The sequence below is a fragment of the Chitinimonas koreensis genome (assembly GCF_014353015.1).
Taxonomy (GTDB): Bacteria; Pseudomonadota; Gammaproteobacteria; order Burkholderiales; family Chitinimonadaceae; genus Chitinimonas; species Chitinimonas koreensis.
This window is the reverse complement of sequence record NZ_CP060704.1, coordinates 1,891,596-1,911,614: the sequence shown is the minus strand read 5'-3', so window position 1 is coordinate 1,911,614 and position 20,019 is coordinate 1,891,596. Positions and strand designations below refer to the sequence as shown.

Genomic DNA, 20,019 nt, shown 5'->3' with positions numbered 1-20,019 from the left:
GCCCCTTTCACCGCAGAGGATGCCGAGGACGCGGAGGTAAATCGACACGGAGGCATTTTTCCTCCGCCTCCTCGGCGTCCTCTGCGGTAAAACACGATTTTCGTTCCCCTCCCCCGCCATGCCCATCCGCGCCATCGCCCTCGATCTCGACGGCACCCTGCTCGACACCATCGCCGACCTCGCCGCCGCCGCCAACGCCATGCGCGGCGACTTCGACCTGCCGCCGCTGCAGCAGGCGCGGCTGGAGAGCTTCGTCGGCGGCGGCATGCAGCAACTGGTGCATCGCGCGCTGACCGACGACCGCGACGGCCGCGCCCATCCCGAGCTGCACGCAGCCGGCATCGAGGCCTTCTGCCGCCATTACGACCGGCTGCTGGTGGTCGCCAGCCGGCCCTATCCGGGCGTGATCGAAGGATTGGAGGCCTTCGGGCGCATGGGGCTGAAGCTCGCGGTCATCACCAACAAGCCGGTCCGCTTCACCGTGCCGCTGCTGGAACGGACCGGCCTGGCCGGCCATTTCGAACTGGTGCTCGGCGGCGACAGCCTGGCCGAGAAGAAACCGCACCCGCAGCCGCTGCTGCACGCCTGCGAACGCTTCGGCATCGCCCCCGCCGAGCTGCTGATGATCGGCGATTCGCATTTCGACCGCGACGCCGCGGACGCCGCCGGCTCGCCCTGCCTGCTCCTGCGCTACGGCTACGAAGACATCGCGGAACTGGCTTGCGCAGGCCATCTCGACAGCCTTGTCGAGGCCGTCGAATTCGTGAAGAATGCCGGCTCCATCCAAGTAATCCAGCTACATTCCCCCTCGACATGACGACTTCCAAAGAGCACACCGGGCTGACCTGGCGATGGCGCTGACCGCGTCCTTCGTCCGTCTTATCTTCAACCCTCGCTCTTGAGAGTCGCATCATGACCGAACTCGAATTCGACGCCCTTGCGCGTCAAGGCTACAACCGCATCCCCGTCGTCCAGCAAGGTCTCGCCGACCTCTACACGCCGCTGGCGGTCTATCTGCGGCTGGCCGACGCGCCCTACTCCTACCTGCTCGAATCGGTGGTCGGCGGCGAACGCTTCGGCCGCTACAGCTTCATCGGCCTGCCGGCCCGCACCGTGCTCACCGTGCGCGGCAACCGCACCGAGGTGACCAGCAACGGCCAGGTGGTCGAGCAGCACGAGGGCGATCCGCTGGCCTTCATCGCCGAATACGAAAGCCGCTTCAAGGTGCCGACGCTGCCCGACCTGCCGCGCTTCGCCGGCGGCCTGGTCGGCTACTTCGGCTACGACACCATCCGGCTGATCGAGAAGAAATTGGCGGCCTGCGACAAGCCCGACCCGATCGGCGCGCCCGACATCCAGCTCCTCCTGAGCGAAGAGATCGCCATCTTCGACAACCTCAGCGGCAAGCTCTACCTGGTGGTCTACGCCGATCCGAGCGAGCCGCACGCCTTCGCCCGCGCCCACAGCCGGCTGCACGAGCTGCGCATGCAGCTGCGCGAGCCGGCCCGGCTGCCGCGCACCGAGCCGACGCCGCTGACCACCGCCAAGTCCGAATTCGGCGAAGCCAACTTCAAGGCCGCGGTCGACAAGGCCAAGCAGTACATCCTCGACGGCGACATCATGCAGGTGGTGCTGAGCCAGCGCATGAGCATGCGTTTCGAACAGCCGCCGCTGACGCTGTACCGCGCGCTGCGCTCGCTCAACCCCTCGCCCTACATGTTCTATTACCAGCTCGGCGATACCCACATCGTCGGCGCCTCGCCCGAGATCCTGGTGCGCCACGAGGGCGGCACGGTGACCGTGCGGCCGATCGCCGGCACCCGGCCGCGCGGCAAGACGCGCGACGAAGACCTGGCGCTGGAGGAAGAACTGCTGGCCGACCCGAAGGAGATCGCCGAGCACGTGATGCTGATGGACCTGGGCCGCAACGACATCGGCCGGGTCGCCCAGATCGGCTCGGTCAAGGTCACCGACAACCGCGTGGTCGAGCGCTACTCGCACGTGATGCACATCGTCTCGAGCGTCGAGGCCAAGCTGCGCGGCGGCGTCAGCAACCTCGACATCCTGCGCGCCACCTTCCCGGCCGGCACCGTCTCGGGCGCGCCCAAGGTGCGGGCGATGCAGATCATCGACGAGCTCGAACCGACCAAGCGCGGCATCTACTCGGGCGCGGTCGGCTACCTCGGCTTCAACGGCGACATGGACGTGGCGATCGCGCTGCGCACCGCGGTGATCCGCGACAAGACGCTGTACGTGCAGGCCGGCGCCGGCATCGTGGCCGACTCGGTGCCGCAGTCGGAATGGCAGGAAACCCAGAACAAGGCGCGCGCCGTGCTGCGCGCGGCCGAGCTGGCGCAGCGCGGACTCGATAGCTGACCGCAACCGGACCGCAGCAAAGCTTTACCGCGGAGGACGCCGAGGACGCGGAGGCAAATCGCCATCAGTTCCGGCTTCCCTCGGCGTCCTCGGCGGTGAAACGACGCCGCAATCCCCTCTCCCAAACCTATTCAGAACCGGCCAGCCAGCGGTAGGGGGCAATACATGCCCACTCTCACCGGCTAGCGCTTCACCTTGCAGCCGCGCAGCGCCTGTTCGCCCAGGTCGAGCTGGGCTTCGTCGCCCTTGCTCGCGAAGCGCACCCCGGCGCCCTCGTAGGCCACGCCCGAAGCCGACTGCACGCGCGCGGCGCGGAAATAGCGGCTGTCGAATTCGACCGCGGCGTCGTCGCCCGGCAGGTCGACCAGGCCGAAGCGCAGGCCGCCGTCGCACTCGTAGCGGCTGGACTTCAGCGGCGCCAGCCGCATCGCGCCGCCGCCGGGCAGGCCCAGCGCCAGCATGCCGCCGTCGAGCCGGGCCGATTCGGCGCGGTCGAGGTCGGCGGCGAAGCGGGCGCCCTGGCCGCCCGGCGGGCAGGCCATGCGGGTCAGCGCCGCCGGACTCACCTCGAGCTTGCCGCTGTCGTACTTGTAGCGCGCGCTGCCGCGGTTGCAGTCGGCGGTCACCCGGATGAAGCCGTTGGCGCCGAAATCGAGCAGGTACATGCCGCTCTTGGGCGCCGCCAGCCGGCTGCCGCCGCTGACGGTCTCGAACCAGACCCAGCGCGTGCCGCTCAGCCGCTGGCCGGGCTGCGGCGTGGCCGTTTGCGGCGTCTCGGCCGGCGTGGCGGGCGCGGAGGTGACCGGTCCCGGCGGCGTGGCGGCACAACCGGCCAGCAGCAGCAATGCGGTCGACAAGCCCAGTCTTCTCATTTCTTTCTCCCCAACGTGGCCGCCTCGAAGGCGAAAAGCGAAAAAACACGCAGCGTGTCGACGCCGGCGTGAACGCGCGCCGAAACCGCGCGCGCAATAAGGTGGACGCGCCCGGACGCCGCCAGTTCGCCGCGCCTGCAAGCGAACGCGAACGGCGACGAACGGCATGGCCGCGGAGCGATTTCGGCCAGCGCCGGCGGGCCCCGCTTCCTACCCTTAGCGAACGGGCCGGCGCCGCACATCGCCAGGCCTTCACAAGTCCAATTGAGGAGGAAGCATATGTCAGCCAGCTCATCGGTCGCGCCGGTCGATACCGTCATCGTCAAGGCCGCCATCTATCCCGCCATCGGCATCGCCCGCGTCGGCAACAGCCCGGACGCCTGGTACCTGGCGCCCGAAGTGCCGGAACCGGCGCCGCAGCCGCCCGGTTTCTACCGCGACGAGCACGGTGCGATCAAGCGCGAGGCGGCGCGCTTCCGCGTCTACGGCTACAACGCCGCCGGCGAGGTGGTAGCCGAGCTCAACGCCGACAACGCCGAACTGCGCTGGAGCGTCGAGCTGGCCAACACCAAGGCTGCCTGGTACCAGTTCCAGATCGCGCTCGACATCCCCGAGGCCGCCACCGCGCCGCCGTCCTTCCTGCGCAACATGGCGGTGGCCGACCGCGCCACGCTCGCCATCACGCCCGACCTGCGCCAGATCGCCGGCCGCGACCAGCTCGGGCCGGCCTTCGACGACGGCCGCTTCCTCGGCACCCCGGTCTACCTGGGCGAATTGCGCACCGACGAGGCCGGCCGGCTGCTGGTGCTCGGCGGCCACGGCAAGTCGGCCTCGTGGAACGGCGCCGAGGCGATCACCTTCGCCAACAACGAGGGCTGGCACGACGACGTCGCCGACGGCCCGGTCACCGCCACGGTGCGCTACCTCGGCCAGGAGATCCCGGTCGACCCGGCCTGGGTGGTGGTGGCGCCGCCCAACTACGCGCCGCAGCAGAAATCGGTGCGCACCATGTGGGACCTGATGCGCGACCTGTTCGTGGCCGAAGGCCAGCTCGAGGTGCCGGCGCGGCCCTCGTTCCAGCGCGACATCCGGCCGATCTTCGAGCGGCTGTCGCGGCTGCAGTGGGTCAACGCCGGCTTCGCCGCGGCCTTCGGCTGGGGCGGCAGCACGCCGTTCAGCCAGCCCGTGTGGATGGCCCGGCTGGCCGACCCGTCCGACATCCAGCGCGAATGGCGGCTGACGCTGTTCAACCAGTTCCGCCAGTTCGAGCGCGATGCCTGGGCGCCGTCGCCGTGGCCCTGGCTGTACGGCGACGCGATGAGCATCCCGCCGGCCGACACGCCGCGCCAGAACGTGGCGCTGAGCGACCTGCAGCTGCGCTACCTGCGCCAGTGGGCGGCCGGCGAATTCGACGCCGACTACGATCCGGCCGCGCTGCCGCCGCAGCGCATCGAGGACGTGCCGCTGCAGGACCAGCCGGCCACGCTGGTCCAGGCGGCCATGGAGTTCTGCCTGGCCGACGCCTTCCACCCCGGCTGCGAGATGACCTGGCCGATGCGCCAGGCCACCATGTACATGGCGCCGTTCCGGCTGGCGCACCGGCCGCCGGGCTGGATCGAGCCGAACTACGGCGGCGTGCTGACGCCCGACAACATCGGCGGCCCCTGCGGCCCGCAGATCGCCGGCGGCGTCACGCGCTGGATGGCGGTGCCGTGGCAGACCGACACCGCCAGCTGCCGCTCGGGCTACCAGAAGGCCTACGACCCCTATGTGCCGACCTTCTGGCCGGCCCGGGTGCCCAACCAGGTGATGAGCCAGCAGGCCTACGAGACGGTGATGGACGAGAGCCTGCCGGCCGAGGACCGGCTGCGCGCCTTCGCCCGCCGCGCGTCCTGGCTGCGGCCGCTGGGCAACGCCAGCTACCAGGCGCAGATCAACAACCTGATCGCCGACATCGCCCAGATGGGTATCGTCGAGGTGCGCGAAGGGCCGCGCGACGGGCTGGGCTTCCCGCCGGCGCTCGAGGTGGAGCAGTTGCCGCCGCCCGCGCACGCCGCCGAAAAGGGCCTGCTGCCCGCGGCGGCGGCGACGGTGCCGGAGGAGTTCGAGGACATCGACCTCTCCGCCACCGAAAAGGCGCGCCACCTGGCGCGGCGGCACGACCGTTGAGTGCGCTCGAGGCCGACGTCCTGATCCAGGGCGCGGGGCCGGCCGGCGCCTGCGCGGCGCTGAACCTGGCGCCGTTCCGCCGGGTGCTGCTGCTGGACCGCCAGCCGGCGCCGCCGCGCCGCATCGGCGAATCGCTGCCGCCGGCCGCGCGCCGGCTGCTGGCCGACATGGGGCTGTGGGACGACTTCCTGCGCCAGGGTCACCGGCCCTGCCACGGCAACCGCTCGGTCTGGGGCGGCCTCGCGGCCGAGCAGGATTTCCTGCGCGATCCCGACGGCCACGGCTGGCACCTGGACCGCGCGCGCTTCGAGCTGTGGCTGCGGCAGCAGGCGGTCGAGCGCGGCGCCGCGCTGCTGGCGCCGGCCAGCGCGGCCGCCGTCGCCGCCGAGGACAGCGGCTGGCGGGTGACGCTGCGCACGCCGGCCGGCCCGCGCCAGGTGCATGCGCGGGTGCTGATCGACGCCGGCGGCCGGGCGGCCACGCTGGCGCGCAAGCTCGGCGCGCGGCGCCAGCCCGGCGACCGGCTGGTGTGCGGCTGGCTGTACGGCCACGACCGCGGCGAGGCCGACAACGGCCTGTCGCGCATCGAGGCGGCCGAACACGGCTGGTGGTACAGCGCCGCCCTGCCCGACCGCCAGCGCGTGCTGGCCTTCCACACCGACGCCGACCTGGCCGCGGCGCGGCGGCTGCGCGAGCCGGGCTGGCTGGTCGACGCCGCCGCCCGGCTGCCCGAGCTCGGCGCGCTGCTGCACCGCACCGGCTTCGCCGCCGCCATGCCGGCCGAGCTGGCCGCTGCGCATTCGGCCCGGACCAGCCCGGCCGCCGGCCCCGGCTGGTTCGCCGTCGGCGACGCGGCGCTGAGCTTCGACCCGCTGTCGTCGCAGGGCCTGTTCAATGCGCTCTATACCGGCCTCGCCGCCGCCGAGGCGGCCGACGGCAGCCTGAACGGCGACGCGGCGGCGGTCGCCGACTACCAGCGCGCGCTCGATGCGATCGGCGCCGCCTACCGGCGCCACCTGGACGCCTGGTACGGCGAGGAGCGGCGCTGGCCGACGGCGACGTTCTGGCGCCGGCGGCAACCGGCTTAGCCCGATGCCGCCTGGGCAAGCGTTCGCGCCGGCGGAATTCGAACCGCGAAACCATGTAAGACGCCAAGGCCTGCCGGGGAAAGCCGCCAGGCCTTCCCGATGGGGAGCGATCCTTTCGACGCCCAGAGGCGCCGCCGATCGGCCTTCTCCCGCGCGCGCGCGAAGCCCCCTGCACAGGGCCATGCCAGCGAGCCGGAATGCAGTTGTAGGTCGGGTATGAAACCCGACCTACCACCGCGCAGTAGCTGCTAAACCCGTTTGGGATCGCGTATGTCGCGCGCTCCAGGGCGAGGGATTCGACCCCATGCCTGAACTGAACGGCATCCGGCTCAGCCCGGCCGGCGTGCCGCCTTCATCTCGGCCAGGCGCTGCTCCAGCCGCGGCAGCAGGCGCGCGATCTCCTGCTCCAGCGCCGCCAACGCCGGCTCGGCATCGGCGGCGGCATCCCTGAGCGTCCGTTCCACCGCGGCGGCCAGCTCCACCAGCCGGCTCGCCTCGAAGCTGCCGGCCAGGCCCTTGAGCGTATGCACGACGCGCACCGCGTCGGCCCGTGCGCCGCCTTCCAGCGCGCTGCGGACGTCGCCGGGCGTGCTGCGGACCTGGGCGATGAAGCCATCCATCAGCGTCTCCAGCAGCTCCGCGTCGTGGCCGATCTGCTGCGCCAGGTCGTCGAGGCCGAAGCCGGCCGCCTCGGCCGACTGCGCCGATGCGTCCAGCCCTTGCCCTTCCGACTCCTCCAGCAGCCCGGCGGCGTCCGCCGGGTTTCCGGCCGGTGCGGCCGCATCCGGCGTCGCGGGTCGCGGCCGGCGCAGCAGCGCGCACACGGCATCGATCAGCAGCGGCCGTTCGATCGGCTTGGCGACGATGGCGTCCATGCCGCTGTCGAAGCACTGGCGCTGCTCGTCGGCGGTGACGCCGGCGGTCATCGCCACGATCGGCAGCGCCAGGCTCAGCTCGCCGCGGATGATGCGGGTCGCGGTGCAGCCGTCCATGACCGGCATCTGCACGTCCATCAGCACCAGGTCGTAATCGCCGGCCCGCTCGCGCAGGCGGCTCACCGCCTCCGCGCCGTTCTCCGCGATCTCGATGCCGGCGCCGGTGCCGCGCAACAGGCCCTGCGCCACCGTGCGGTTGAGTTCGTTGTCCTCGACCAGCAGCAGGCGGACGCCGTGCAGCACGCCGGCGTATGGCTGCTGCGCGGCCGGCGCCGCGCCGCGGCCGCGCGCCTGCTGCACGGCATTGAGCAGGGTCTCGCGCGTGGCCGGTTTGGCCAGGATGGCGTCGACCCGCTCGCCGGCCTCGGCATGCAGCACTTCGCCGCGCCGGTGCGCCGCCGCCAGCACCACCACGGCGGGCGCGCCCGCCGCCTGCCCCGCGCCCAGCGCGTCGGCCAGCCGCAGGCGGCCGCGCCGGACCGTCTGCCAGTCCAGCAGCAGCGCCTGGCAGGCCGGCGCCGCGGCCAGGGCGGCCGGCAATGCCGCCAGCGCCACCGGCTCGACCTGCCAACCCAGCGCCCGGCCGGCATCGATCAGCGCCGCGCGCTCGGCCGCATGGTCGTCGACCAGCAGCAGCCGCAGCGCCTCGGCCTGCGCGGGCTCGGCCGCGGCCGGCGGCAGGGCGAAGTCCAGTTCGAAGCGGAAGGTGGTGCCTTGGCCCAGCCGGCTGTCCACGCCGATCTCGCCGCCCATCAGCGCGACCAGCCGGCGGCAGATGACCAGGCCCAGCCCGGTGCCGCCGAAGCGGCGGGTGGTCGAGCTGTCGCCCTGGGCGAACGGCTCGAACAGCCGCGGCAGCTGCTCCGGCGCGATGCCGATGCCGGTGTCGCTGACCTCGAAGCGCAGCCTCGCCGCGTCCGGCCGGCGCGCGACCAGCGCGATCCGCACCGCCACCGTCCCGGCCGCGGTGAACTTGAGCGCGTTGCCGGTCAGGTTGATCAGCACCTGCTTGAGCCGCAGCCGGTCGCCGATCAGCCGGTCGGGCACCTCGGGCTCGAGGTGGATCACCACGTCGAGCTCCTTCTCGGCCATGCCGGCCGACATGATGGTCGCCGCCGCGTCGACCACCTCCGCCAGCTCGAACGCCTCCGGCACGATCTCCAGCCGGCCGGCCTCGATCTTGGAGATGTCGAGGATGTCGTTGAGGATGCTCAGCAAGGCGCGGCCGGACACGTCGATCATGCGCAGGTAGTCGCGCTGGCCCGGGTCGAGCCGGGTGGCGCCGAGCAGCTGGCTCATGCCGAGCACGGCATTGAGCGGAGTACGGATCTCGTGGCTCATATTGGCCAGGAAGTCGCTCTTGGCCCGGCTGCTGGCCTCCGCCGTCAGCCGCGCGCGCGCCTGCTCGCGCTCGGTCCGCTTCTCGGCGCTCACGTCGTGCAGGATCAGCCCGTAGTAGCGCAGCGCGCCGCGCCGCCACGACGACAGGAACACCGCCAGCTCCAGCGCGGCTTCGTCCTGCGCGCCGGCCTCGGCCAGGTCGATGCGCGCCGCCTCCTCGTGCCCGCTGCGGGCGAGCTGGCGCATGGCCGCCTCGATCTGCCGCCACCACGGCGCCGGCAGCAGCGCGTCGAGCCGGCAGCCGACCGTCTCCTGCTGCGGCCGGCCGAAGAAATGGGCGGCGCGCGGATTGCACAGCACCACCACCGCCTCCGCGTCGACGATGACGATGCCTTCGCCGGCGGTGCGGGCCAGCGCGGCGAAGCGGTCCTCCGATTCGCGCAGCGCCTCGGTCATCGCCACCGCCAGCGCCTGGGCCTTGAAGCGGGTCAGCATCAGGGTGCGGACGAAGGCGAAGGCCAGCAGGCTGATGACGATGCCCATCGCCAGCACGATCTGCGCCTTCTGCCGGTCGATGGCGCGCTCGAAGGCCGGGCTGCTGCGGAAATCCGCCACCCAGGCATGGCCGAGCATCGAGATCGGCCGGCGCACCTGGAACAGCGGCGCGGGCTGCGGCTGCGGCGACTCGCCCGGCCGCGCCCGGCTGTCGTACAGCCGGCCGTCCGGCCGGCCGCGCGGCGCGTCGTACAGCGTCAGCTCGAGATTGCCGAAGCGCCCGCCCAGCGCCGCGTCCATCAGGTCGTACATGCGGAACGGGCCGTAGCTGTAGCCGGCGATGGCCGCCCGCCGCTCCGCCACCGTGCCGGCCGGCATGCCCTTGCGGTAGACCGGGACGTAGATCAGGAAACCGGGCTGGACCGAGCGCTGGGTCTCCTGCATCAGGCGGACCTTGGCGGTCATGGTCGGCAGTCCGCTGTCGCGCGTGCGCTCGATGGCCTCCCGGCGGACCGCTTCGGAATACATGTCGAAACCGAGCGCGCGCCGGTTCCGCTCGTCCAGCGGCTCGATGAAGGTGACCGGCACGTACTCCGGCCGCGGCCCGGCCGGCCGGATGCGGAAGCCGGGCATGCCGTCCTGCCCGGTCCGCGCCTCGAAGCCGTCCAGATCGGCGGCCGCCACGTGCTCGGCATAGCCGATGCCCTGCACGCCGGGCAGGTTGGTCTGCACCGCCAGCCGGTCGACGTAGGCGTGCCATTCGGCGCGGCTGACCCGGTCGGAGGCATCGAACAGCGCGGCGGCGCTGCGCAGGATCTGCACATAGTCGGCGATCCGCTCCTCGAGCGCGACGCGCAACTGCTCGGACTGCACCAGGAAGCGCTTGCGCGCCTCGTCCTCGGTGGTCCGGCCGACCGCGTACCAGGCCAGGATCGACAGGCCAATCGACAACAGCAGGATCAGCCACGGGATGAACACGTCGCGCGCCGGCAGGTTGGCGTCGATCAGCATGCGCCGCTCGCTCAGGTCGGCGGCCAGCGCCAGGCCGCTGACGCTCCACAGCACGATGAAGCTGTCGAGCAGCACCAGCGCGTCGTTGATCTGCCCGCCGGCCAGCGGGCCGTGGCCGCCCACGGTCGCCGTCACCGCCAGCGCGGCGAGCAGCAGCACCGCCAGCGTGACGCCGTGCTGGCCGTGGCGGTAGGCGACCAGGCCGATCCACGGCGTGAACAGGAAGGCCAGCAGCCGGTCGATGCGCTGGCCGGCGAAGCTGCCGCCGAACACCAGCGCCGCCAGCGCCGCCAGCACGGCCAGCAGGCCCAGCCACTCGACGGCCCAGCGCAGCGAGATGCCGGCCGGCGGCCGGGTCCGCCAGACCAGCAGCAGCGGTGCGACCACCAAAATGCCGGCGACGTCGCCGAGCCACCAGGTCTCCAGGATGGCCAGGGCGGCGCTGGCCGGCGCCTGGCCGCCCAGCAGCAGGCAGGCGGCGCCGACCGCCGCGCTGACCGCGCAGGCCGGCAGCGCGGCGATGGCGAAGCGGAACACCTGGGCCGGCGTGACGAAGGCCGGCCCGGCGCCGTTGAAACGGCGGATCAGCCAGGCGGCGCACAGCGCCTCGCCGGTATTGCCGAGCGCGATGCCGGCCGACATCGCCCAGGTCGCCCCGTCGGCCGCCCGGCCCGAGTCGAGGAAGCCCAGCAGGTTGGCGGCGAAGGCGCCGAGCAGCACCGCCGGCCAGGCCGAGCGGCCGCGGATGCACAGCATGGCCACCGCGATGCCCGACGGCGGCCAGACCGGCGACACGTTGGTGGCGGCGAAGGCCAGGTGGAGGCCGAGCCGCGCGGCGGCGAAATAGCACAGCGTCAGGCCTGCCAGCACGATCGCGTGGCGCGCGCCGGCCGGCAGGCGCGCCCAGGCGCCGGCGGGCGGCGTGTGCTTTGCTGATGACGGAGGCGTCATTCGGCCTGTTTCCATGGCGGGAAATGAATAGGAGAGGAGCCCGGCGGGCCGAGGTTCCGCCACGCTCGGCGGCACCGCCGCCCGAGCGTGGCCGCCGGCCCCACAGGCCGAATCATAGGCGAGATGACAGGCGGATCAGGCCGGGTCGGCCGTCCCGGGCGCGATATATCGGCCACGGGCGGCCGCGGCCGGGCCGTTTCGATTGCGCGGCGCGCTTCGTCCCGGACCTTGCTTTCCCGTCGGCATGCCTTGGCCTGCCGGGGCCGGGGTTCGTACGAAAGCGGCCTGCCGGCGCCTGGCGCGCCTGCTCGGAGCCGGCCGCGCAGCAGCGCCGGGCCGGGCAACGATCCGGCCCGCCTTCGCGCGGGCGCGGCTCAGCCGCCGTCCTGCCCGCCGTGGCGCTGCCTCGTCGCCTCGATCGACGCCGAGATCAGTTGCTCGAGCACCGCGACATCGAGATCGGCGAGCTTCTTGAAGTACAGGCACGATTTGCCCATCCTGTGCTTGCCCAGCCTGGCGAGCAGCGCCGCCTGCGCCGCGTCCTCGCAGCTGAGGTAGACCACGAGGTCCCGCCCACGGATCGCGAAGGCGGCGATGCACATCTCGCCCGAATGACCGCTCGCGTAGGTGTAGCGGTACGAACCGTAGCCCACGATGCTCGGTCCCCACATCTTCGGTGCCTGCCCGGTGAGCCGCCCGAGGATCGCCATCAGGGCCCGGCAATCCGCAGCCTGCGCTTCGCTCGCCCGCGCGGCGATGTAGGCCTCGACGCTCGCATCGGTGGGTTGGGTCTTGATCTCCGCCATCGCGTCGTCCTCCGATCGGTGAACCATCCAGGGTGCCGATGCCGCCATCGGCCCATCGGGAAAGCTTAGGTTCCACCGGCCGCGGGCGACAAGCAGGCACGGCATCGGCACAGCTCGGAGAGCATGGCGGCCGCGTATACTCCGGCCATGGCACCGGTCGACCCAATTGCGGGTCGCCCCGACAGCGGGTCGCCCTGGAAGCGGCGCCGACGCGCTCCGCGGCCGGGCGGGTTCTTGCCGCAAGGCCCCGGCGGATCCGCCGAGTGTGCGCCGCTGGCGACATCGCGTGCCGTCGCAAATGCGTATAGCCGCGTGCATGCGCCAGCGCGCGGACTGGACGAACAGACATTCGAAATCAACAGGTTAGAACTCAAATGTTGCTCATGATCGACAACTACGACTCCTTCACCTACAACCTCGTCCAGTACTTCGGCGAGCTGGGCCAGGAGGTCGAGGTGTATCGCAACGACGAGATCACGCTCGACGAGATCGCCGCCAAGCGGCCGCAATACCTGGTGGTCTCGCCCGGCCCCTGCACGCCGAGCGAGGCCGGCATCTCGGTCGCCGCGATCGAGCGCTTCGCCGGCGAGATCCCGATCCTCGGCGTCTGCCTGGGCCACCAGAGCATCGGCCAGGCCTTCGGCGGGAAGATCGTCCACGCCAAGCAGCTGATGCACGGCAAAACCTCGCCGGTCAGCCATACCGACGCCGGCGTGTTCGCCGAGCTGCCCTCGCCGTTCACCGCCACCCGCTACCACTCGCTGGTGATCGAGCGCGAGAGCTGCCCCGACTGCCTCGAGATCACCGCCTGGACCGACGACGGCGAGATCATGGGCGTGCGCCACAAGACGCTGCCGATCGAGGGCGTGCAGTTCCATCCCGAGGCGATCCTGACCGAGCACGGCCACAAGATGCTCGACAACTTCCTCAAGGCGCATGCGCCTGGCTGAGGCCTCGACGCCCGGCGCAACCCGGGCGCTTGCGCGCGGGGGGCTCAAGGTCGATGCGTGCGCAACCATCGGCACATCCTGATTGATTCCGACTCTCCCGCCCTCGCCGCCCCGGGGCCCCCATGAAGTCGAAGACTTCATGGGGTGGACCGGAGGGGGTCTCGCCGCGCCCGATCGGGCGCAACCCTGACGGCCAAATGTGAAGACCACTCGACCGGAGCGTCCCGCATGAGCGACATCCAAGGCCAATGCTTCTGCGGCGCGGTGAAATACCGCGTCGCCGCCGCGCCCAAGTGGTGCGCGCATTGCCATTGCACGATGTGCCGCCAGGTCCACTCGGCCGCCTTCGTCACCTGGTTCGGCGTGCCGCTAGAAGCATTCGAGCTGGTCGAGGGCGAGCAGGCGCTGCAATGGTTCGATTCCTCGGCCGAAGCGCGCCGCGGCTTCTGCGGCCGCTGCGGGACGCCGCTGCTGTTCCATGGCCGGCGCTGGGCCGACGAGATGCACATCGCGCGCGCCAGCCTGCGTGAAGGCACGGTGATGGCGCCGGGCGCCCACGTGTTCTACGACAGCCACGTCGACTGGGCGGACTGCGGCGACGGCCTGCCGCGCTACGGCGCCGACGGCCAGGCGCTGCCATGACCGCGCCGCGCAGCGCCGATCCGTCCTGGTACGCCAGCCGCCGGCCCGCCGCGCCGCCGCGGCCGGCGCTCGACGGCGACATCGAGGCCGAGGTCGCCGTCATCGGCGGCGGGCTCACCGGGCTGTCGGCGGCGCTGGAACTGGCCGGGCGCGGCGTGGACGCGGTGGCGCTCGAGGCCGGCCGCATCGGCGACGGCGCCTCCGGCCGCAACGGCGGCCAGGCGCTGCAGGGCCTCGCCGCCGGCATGGACGTGGTCGAGCGCGCCGTGGGCCTGGCCGCGGCGCAGCAGATCTGGGCGATGTCCTGCGAGGCGCTGGCGCTGCTCAAGCAACGCATCGCCCACCACGCGATCGACTGCGACCTGGCCGCCAACGGCTACGTCTACGCCGCCACCCACGCCGGCCAGATGGCCGATCTCGCCGCCTGGCGCGATGCGGCGGCCGCGCAGTACGGCTACCGCGATTTCCGCCTGCTCGACCGCGACGCGCTGTCCGCCCACGTGCGCAGCGAGACCTACGTCGGCGGCCTGTTCGATCCGAACGAAGTGCACCTCGACCCGCTGGCCTACACGCTCGGCCTGGCCCGCGCCGCCGAGCAGGCCGGCGCGCGGCTGTTCGAGCGCAGCGCCGCCACGGGCTGGCAGGCCGAAGCCGGCGGCTGGCGCGTGCGCACCGCCGGCGGCAGCGTGCGTTGCCGCCAGTTGCTGATCGCGGTGAACACCGCCGCGGCCGGCTCCGCGAGCGCCGTCGCGCCGGGGCTGGCGCGCCGCTTCCTGCCGGTCGACAGCTTCATCGTCGCCACCGGGCCGCTCGACGCCGGGCTGGCCGCCGGCCTGCTGCCCAGCGGCGCCGCGGTGGCCGACTGCAACCGCGTGCTCAACTATTTCCGCCTCGGCGCCGACGGGCGCCTGCTGTTCGGCGGCCGCGCCAGCGGCACCGCGCGCGACCGGGCCGACGACACCCGCCGCCGCATGCTGGCGGTGTTCCCGCAGCTCGAAGACCAGCGCATCGACTATGCCTGGGGCGGCCAGGTCGACGTCACGCCGCACAAGCTGCCTCACTTCGGCCGCCTGGCCGACGGCGTCTACTTCGCCCAGGGCTTCTGCGGCCACGGCCTGGCGCTGACCGGCCTGGCCGGCCTGCTGGCGGCCGAGGCGATGACGGGCCAGCCACGCCGCTTCGACCTGTTCGCCGCACTGCCGCAATACCGCCTGCCGACCCGGCTGCCCGGTTTCGCCCGTGCCGCGGTCACGCTCGGCATGGCCTGGTACCAGTTGCGCGATGCGGTCGACGCGGCCTGGTACCGCGATTGAGCGCACGACCGCGCTTCGGCGACCGCACGCCCCTGTAGGAGCCGCTTCAGCCGCGAACGGCGGTGAACGCTCGGCGATTCGCGGCTAAAGCCGCGCCTACCCCGGCCACCGCATCGCGGAAAATCGCGCTTGACCGATCGCCGCCGCAGCCGTTACGGTTGAGCCCATGTCCTCCCGGCCGACCCGCCTCCTGCTGGTTCTACTACCCCTAGCCCTTTCCTCGGGCCTGGGTCTGCCGACGCGCGCTTCGCGCACCTGATTTTCCCCCTGTACCCAGTCTCGAGATCGCTGCCCCGTGAGGGGTCCGCGCGCCTCGCCACATCCATCGCTCACCGGAGCCGCACCATGAACCGCCTGCTATCCACCTCGCTACGACTGCCGACCGGTTGCCCGGCCGCGAACCCGCGACAGCCCGGCAGCCCTGCGTCCGTCGCCCCCACGCCCCGCCGCACGACGATCTCGAGGTCCATCATGTTGAAGCAGCCGCATACCAAGTACCGCCCCTTCCCCGCCCCGCCCTGCCCGATCGCGCCTGGCCGTCCAAGGTCATCGAGCGCGCCCCGGTCTGGCTCAGCACCGATCTGCGCGACGGCAACCAGGCCCTGTTCGAGCCGATGAACGCCGAGCGCAAGCTGGCGATGTTCCAGACCCTGGTCCGGATCGGCCTCAAGGAAATCGAAGTCGCCTTCCCTCGGCCTCGCAGACCGATTTCGATTTCGTCCGCCAGTTGATCGAAGAACGCCTGATCCCGGCCGACGTCACCATCGGCGTGCTCACCCAGGCACGCGAGCACCTGATCCGCCGCACCATGGAATCGCTGCGCGGCGCGCGCCGCGCCATCGTCCACGTCTACAACGCCACCGCCCGGCCCTGGCGCGAGCAGGTGTTCGGCCTCAGCCGCGACGAGGTGAAGCGCATGGCGGTCGAGGCCGTCACGCTGGTCAGGCAGCTGGCGGCCGAGCAGCCGGCCACCGAATGGGTGCTCGAATACAGCCCCGAGACCTTCAGCCAGACCGAGCCCGAGTTCGCGCTCGAGGTCTGCAACGCGGTGATCGCCGCCTGGGAGCCGACGCCGGCGGCGCCGGTCATCGTCAACCTGCCGGCCACCGTCGAGGCCGCCACGCCCAATGTCTACGCCGACCAGGTCGAATGGCTGCACCGCCGGCTCGACCGCCGCGACAGCGTGGTCCTGAGCGTGCATCCGCACAACGACCGCGGCACCGCGGTGGCGGCCGCCGAATTGGCGGTGCTGGCCGGCGCCGACCGCGTCGAGGGCTGCCTGTTCGGCAACGGCGAGCGCACCGGCAACGTCGACCTGGTCACGCTGGCGCTCAATCTCTACACCCAGGGCGTCGACCCGGGCCTCGACTTCTCCGACATCAACGCGGTCGCCCGCACCGTCGAGCACTGCACCCAGCTGCCGATCCACCCGCGCCACCCTACGTCGGCGACCTGGTGTTCACCGCCTTCTCCGGCTCGCACCAGGACGCGATCAAGAAGGGCCTCGCCGCGCGGCGCGACGGCGACATCTGGGACGTGCCCTACCTGCCGATCGACCCGGCCGACCTCGGCCGCAGCTACGAATCGATCATCCGGGTCAACAGCCAGTCGGGCAAAGGCGGCATCGCCTACCTGCTGGAGAGCCACTATGGCCTGGTCATGCCGCGCCGGCTGCAGGTCGAGTTCAGCGGCGTGGTGCAGCGCCATACCGACGCCAGCGGCGGCGAGATGAGCGCCGACGCGCTGTGGCGGCTGTTCTCGCGCGAATACCTCGAGGCGCAGGCGCCGCTGCGGCTGCACGGCCATCACCTCGACGAGGACGGCGAGGCGCAGCGCATCGAGCTGGTGGTCGAGCGCGGCGGCCATTCGCAGCGGCTCGAAGGCGCCGGCAACGGCCCGATCGCCGCCGCGACCGACGCGCTCGGCCTGCCGCTCAAGGTGCTGAGCTATGAAGAACGCTCGCTCGGCCACGGCGCCGACGCCCGCGCCGTCGCCTTCGTCGAGATCGCCTTCGACGGCGTAGACGGCGCCGTCTACGGCGTCGGCCTGTCGGCCAACATCGTCACCGCATCCTTGCAGGCGCTGATCGGCGCCGCCAATCGCGCGCAGGCACGCATCGCGTCTGCGCAGGCTTGCACGACCGCTGCGGCATAAGCGCAGCCGGTCGAGCCACCGTCCCAATCGCCACAAGCGATTGGGACGGATCGCCACAAGCGATTGGGACGGATCGCCACAAGCGATGGGAACGGGACGGATGGCCATGATGCGCCGTCTTCCTCGCCGGCATGCAGCCACGCGCCGGCGCGGACGGCCTGCCGCCCAACGGTTCCGCCCACCTACGACGCCGGCATGACCGAACCGGCCCGAACGGCAGCGCCGCGCCGCCGCAATGGCCTTCGGCACTTGTCGCCGCGCCGATTGTCAGTCTTACAGGCGATTGCTAATCTTCGCCGGCCGTTGGCAAAGCCCGCGGTCTATCCGATAAAGAAGCACACATTTCCAGCCTGATTCGATGATGTCCTCCTCCCGTGCGATCGGCGCCTACCGCCAACACGCCGCCGACCCGGTGGAGCAGCGTGTCGCCGACTACGCGCCGCTGGTCAAGAAGCTGGCCTACCACATGGTGGCGAAACTGCCGGCCAGCGTGGAGGTGGACGACCTGATCCAGGCCGGCCTGATCGGCCTGATGGACGCCGCGCGCAATTTCGATCCGCTCGCCGGCGTCCAGTTCGAGACCTACGCCACCCAGCGCATCCGCGGCGCGATGCTCGACGAGCTGCGCGAGGCCGACTGGCTGCCGCGCCAGCTGCGCCGCTCGATGCGCGACATCGAGAAGGCGATCTCCAAGGTCGAGCACAAGCTCGGCCGCGCGCCGAGCGAATCCGAAGTGGCCGAGGCGATGGGCCTGCCGCTGGCCGAGTACCAGGCGTTGCTGGCCGACTGCCGCGGCCACCAGCTGATCTACTACGACGACCACGACGGCGAGGACGAGGGCCGCAGCCCGCTCGACAGCCTGGCCGCCGACGACAACGCCGATCCGCTCAACGAACTCGACGACAACGATTTCCGCCGCGTGCTGATCGAGGGCGTCGAGCAGTTGCCCGAGCGCGAGAAGATGGTCATGGCGCTCTACTACGAGCAGGAACTGAACCTCAAGGAAATCGGCGCGGTACTCAACGTCTCCGAGTCGCGCGTCTGCCAGCTGCACAGCCAGGCGGTGGCGCGGCTGCGCGCCCGGCTGAGCGACTGGACCCGGAAATAGCCGGCGCGCTGCGCCGGCGCGCGGCGTCGCCGCATGGCGCCATGCCGCTCCCGGCGCGGCATGCAGCGCATTTGAAGCTACGGCCCGGCGGGCAAATCTGCTATAACCCGCCAAGGTTCGATCTCCCACCACCACATCATCCGAATACATGGACAGACTGAGCCTGATCGGCCTGCTGCTGGGCCTCATCGCCATCATCGGCGGCCAATTGCTCGAAGGCGGCCGGATTTCCTCGCTGCTGCAATTCACTGCCTTCCTCATCGTGATCGGCGGCACCATCGGCGCGGTGCTGCTGCAAAGCACGCTCGACACCTTCATGAACGGCATCCGGCTGGCGCGCTGGATCATCCTGCCGCCGGCGCTGGAGCTCGAAGCCCAGGTCAAGGCGGTGGTGAACTGGAGCAATACCGCCCGCCGCGGCGGCCTCCTGGCGCTGGAAACGCCGCTGATGGGCGAGAAGGATCCGTTCGTCAAGCGCGCGCTGCAGATGCTGGTCGACGGCGCCGAGCCCGAGGCGATCCGCCACACCATGGAACTGGAGATCGGCGCCTACGAGGAGAAGCACCGCGCCGCCGCCAAGATCTGGGAATCGGCCGGCGGCTATGCGCCGACCATCGGCATCCTGGGCGCGGTGATGGGCCTGATCCACGTGATGGAAAACCTCAGCGAGCCGGCCAAGCTCGGCTCCGGCATCGCGGTGGCCTTCGTCGCCACCATCTACGGCGTTGGCTCGGCCAACCTGTTCTTCCTGCCGATCTCCAACAAGCTCAAGCACCTGATCGCGGTCGAAGTGAAACGGCGCGAGATGGTCACCGAGGGCCTGGTGGCGATCGCCCACGGCGAGAATCCGCGCATCATCGAGAGCAAGCTGCGCGGGTTCCTGATCTGAGCCGCCCATGATCGCACTGCTCCGCCTCGCCTGGCGCCTGCTCGCGATCGTCGACCTGGTCCTGTTCACCGTGCCGATGCTGGCGCTGGCCGTATTGCCGCAAGCGCTGCTGCGGCGCATCTACCCGCCGCTGTTCCATGCCTGGTGCCGCTGCTTCGTGCGGGCGCTCGGGGTCGAACTGCGGCTGCACCAGCACTACCGCGGCGTCCTGCCCGAGCGCTACGTGCTGATCGCCAACCACCCGTCCGCCTTCGAGGACATCGGCATCCCCGCGCTGTTCCCGGTCCGCTCGCTGGCCAAGGCGGAGGTGGCCGACTGGCCGCTGCTGGGCCGCATCGCCCGCGCGGCCGACACGCTGTTCGTGCGGCGCGAATCGGCCGAATCGCGCCGCGCCGCCAGCCAGGCGCTGAGCGACGCGGCGCGCGCCGGCGACCGGCTGGCGCTGTATCCCGAAGGCGGCTGCAAGGGCCGCCGGCTGGCTGGCCGCTTCTTCAGCGGCGCCTTCGTGGCGAGCTTCGACAGCGGCGTGCCGATCGTGCCGGTGTTCCTGCACTACCCGGCGCAGGAAACCTTCGAATGGGGCGACCAGCACCTGCTGCTCAAGCTGTGGCAAATCGGCACGGCGAGCAACCCGCGCGCCGACTACCATGTATTCGAGCCCATCGATCCGGGCCGCTTCGATTCGCCCGAGGCCATGAAGGAACACGCCTACCGGCTCTACCAGGAATGGGAGCGGCGTTTCCTGGCCTAGGGCGGAAGCCGCGCAGCGCCGACCAACCCCACGCACGCGATGCCCCGACCATGAAATTCGCCCTCGCCCTCCACGGCGGCGCCGGCACCCTGCGCCAGGCCGACCTGACCCCGAACGCGAAGCCGAGCTGCACGCCGGCCTCGACGCCGCGCTCGACGCCGGGCTGGC

14 protein-coding genes and 2 pseudogenes are annotated in these 20,019 nt (G+C 71.5%); 13 read left to right on the top strand and 3 right to left on the bottom strand.

Features of this window, described 5'->3' with window-relative positions:
- Positions 1-118: 118 nt before the first annotated feature.
- Complete coding sequence (locus H9L41_RS08360; RefSeq protein ID WP_028446537.1) at positions 119-817, top strand: phosphoglycolate phosphatase; 699 nt, start codon at positions 119-121, stop codon at positions 815-817.
- 92 nt (positions 818-909) lie between these two features.
- Positions 910-2,376 carry an anthranilate synthase component I gene (trpE, locus tag H9L41_RS08355; RefSeq protein ID WP_308417325.1) on the top strand — a complete coding sequence of 489 codons (1,467 nt, stop codon included), beginning with the start codon at positions 910-912 and terminating at the stop codon, positions 2,374-2,376.
- Between the two features lie 182 nt (positions 2,377-2,558).
- On the opposite strand, the gene H9L41_RS08350 is transcribed toward trpE, so the two are convergent.
- Complete coding sequence (locus H9L41_RS08350; protein ID WP_169730190.1) at positions 2,559-3,248, bottom strand: META domain-containing protein; 690 nt, start codon at positions 3,246-3,248, stop codon at positions 2,559-2,561.
- A 279-nt stretch (positions 3,249-3,527) separates the two neighbouring features.
- On the opposite strand from H9L41_RS08350, the gene H9L41_RS08345 reads away from it, so the two are divergent.
- Both H9L41_RS08345 and H9L41_RS08340 read left to right on the top strand, forming a co-directional pair.
- Positions 3,528-5,417 (top strand): LodA/GoxA family CTQ-dependent oxidase, encoded by a 1,890-nt coding sequence (locus tag H9L41_RS08345; RefSeq protein WP_051319074.1) that lies wholly within the window; start codon positions 3,528-3,530, stop codon positions 5,415-5,417.
- Complete coding sequence (locus tag H9L41_RS08340; RefSeq protein ID WP_034607103.1) at positions 5,414-6,505, top strand: NAD(P)/FAD-dependent oxidoreductase; 1,092 nt, start codon at positions 5,414-5,416, stop codon at positions 6,503-6,505. Before H9L41_RS08345 ends, H9L41_RS08340 begins: the two co-directional genes overlap by 4 nt.
- Before the next feature lie 329 nt (positions 6,506-6,834).
- Here H9L41_RS08340 and H9L41_RS08335 read toward each other — a convergent pair whose 3' ends face one another.
- Both H9L41_RS08335 and H9L41_RS08330 read right to left on the bottom strand, forming a co-directional pair.
- A complete protein-coding gene (locus tag H9L41_RS08335; protein ID WP_051319073.1) occupies positions 6,835-11,238 on the bottom strand; it encodes a CHASE domain-containing protein in 4,404 nt (1,467 codons plus the stop codon).
- Between the two features lie 374 nt (positions 11,239-11,612).
- Positions 11,613-12,044: a DUF1801 domain-containing protein gene (locus H9L41_RS08330; protein WP_028446534.1), complete on the bottom strand. Its 432-nt coding sequence runs from the start codon at positions 12,042-12,044 to the stop codon at positions 11,613-11,615.
- A gap of 374 nt (positions 12,045-12,418) precedes the next feature.
- Here H9L41_RS08330 and H9L41_RS08325 point away from each other — a divergent pair, with 374 nt between their 5' ends.
- The 9 genes and pseudogenes from H9L41_RS08325 to H9L41_RS08295 all read left to right on the top strand — a co-directional run bounded on the left by H9L41_RS08325 (position 12,419) and on the right by H9L41_RS08295 (position 19,851).
- The gene (locus H9L41_RS08325) at positions 12,419-12,994 is read left to right on the top strand and encodes an aminodeoxychorismate/anthranilate synthase component II (protein ID WP_028446533.1); all 576 of its coding nucleotides are present in this window, start codon (positions 12,419-12,421) and stop codon (positions 12,992-12,994) included.
- A 228-nt stretch (positions 12,995-13,222) separates the two neighbouring features.
- Positions 13,223-13,636, top strand: coding sequence for a GFA family protein (locus H9L41_RS08320; protein WP_028446532.1), 414 nt, complete (start codon positions 13,223-13,225; stop codon positions 13,634-13,636).
- Entirely contained in the window at positions 13,633-14,949 is a 1,317-nt protein-coding gene (locus H9L41_RS08315) for an NAD(P)/FAD-dependent oxidoreductase (RefSeq protein ID WP_028446531.1), read from the top strand. Before H9L41_RS08320 ends, H9L41_RS08315 begins: the two co-directional genes overlap by 4 nt.
- 614 nt (positions 14,950-15,563) lie before the next feature.
- A pseudogene (locus tag H9L41_RS25660) lies at positions 15,564-16,333 on the top strand (2-isopropylmalate synthase); the annotation flags it as partial.
- A gap of 71 nt (positions 16,334-16,404) precedes the next feature.
- Positions 16,405-16,530: pseudogene (locus tag H9L41_RS26105) on the top strand (hypothetical protein); the annotation flags it as partial.
- Positions 16,531-16,608: 78 nt separating this feature from the next.
- Positions 16,609-17,103 carry an alpha-isopropylmalate synthase regulatory domain-containing protein gene (locus tag H9L41_RS25655; protein ID WP_308419629.1) on the top strand — a complete coding sequence of 165 codons (495 nt, stop codon included), beginning with the start codon at positions 16,609-16,611 and terminating at the stop codon, positions 17,101-17,103.
- A gap of 361 nt (positions 17,104-17,464) precedes the next feature.
- Complete coding sequence (locus H9L41_RS08305) at positions 17,465-18,211, top strand: RNA polymerase sigma factor FliA (protein WP_051319122.1); 747 nt, start codon at positions 17,465-17,467, stop codon at positions 18,209-18,211.
- A 148-nt stretch (positions 18,212-18,359) separates the two neighbouring features.
- Positions 18,360-19,100 carry a flagellar motor protein gene (locus tag H9L41_RS08300; protein WP_028446528.1) on the top strand — a complete coding sequence of 247 codons (741 nt, stop codon included), beginning with the start codon at positions 18,360-18,362 and terminating at the stop codon, positions 19,098-19,100.
- Positions 19,101-19,107: 7 nt separating this feature from the next.
- The gene (locus H9L41_RS08295) at positions 19,108-19,851 is read left to right on the top strand and encodes a lysophospholipid acyltransferase family protein (protein ID WP_028446527.1); all 744 of its coding nucleotides are present in this window, start codon (positions 19,108-19,110) and stop codon (positions 19,849-19,851) included.
- Positions 19,852-20,019: the final 168 nt, after the last annotated feature.

Coding starts and splice junctions, on each gene's coding strand:
- H9L41_RS08360 (WP_028446537.1), top strand. CDS start 119: ATGCCCATCCGCGCCATCGCCCTCGATCTCGACGGCACCCTGCTCGAC.
- H9L41_RS08320 (WP_028446532.1), top strand. CDS start 13,223: ATGAGCGACATCCAAGGCCAATGCTTCTGCGGCGCGGTGAAATACCGC.
- H9L41_RS08300 (WP_028446528.1), top strand. CDS start 18,360: ATGGACAGACTGAGCCTGATCGGCCTGCTGCTGGGCCTCATCGCCATC.
- H9L41_RS08295 (WP_028446527.1), top strand. CDS start 19,108: ATGATCGCACTGCTCCGCCTCGCCTGGCGCCTGCTCGCGATCGTCGAC.
- H9L41_RS08325 (WP_028446533.1), top strand. CDS start 12,419: ATGTTGCTCATGATCGACAACTACGACTCCTTCACCTACAACCTCGTC.
- H9L41_RS08315 (WP_028446531.1), top strand. CDS start 13,633: ATGACCGCGCCGCGCAGCGCCGATCCGTCCTGGTACGCCAGCCGCCGG.
- H9L41_RS08350 (WP_169730190.1), bottom strand. CDS start 3,248: ATGAGAAGACTGGGCTTGTCGACCGCATTGCTGCTGCTGGCCGGTTGT.
- H9L41_RS08335 (WP_051319073.1), bottom strand. CDS start 11,238: ATGACGCCTCCGTCATCAGCAAAGCACACGCCGCCCGCCGGCGCCTGG.
- H9L41_RS08330 (WP_028446534.1), bottom strand. CDS start 12,044: ATGGCGGAGATCAAGACCCAACCCACCGATGCGAGCGTCGAGGCCTAC.
- H9L41_RS25655 (WP_308419629.1), top strand. CDS start 16,609: ATGCCGCGCCGGCTGCAGGTCGAGTTCAGCGGCGTGGTGCAGCGCCAT.
- H9L41_RS08305 (WP_051319122.1), top strand. CDS start 17,465: ATGTCCTCCTCCCGTGCGATCGGCGCCTACCGCCAACACGCCGCCGAC.
- H9L41_RS08345 (WP_051319074.1), top strand. CDS start 3,528: ATGTCAGCCAGCTCATCGGTCGCGCCGGTCGATACCGTCATCGTCAAG.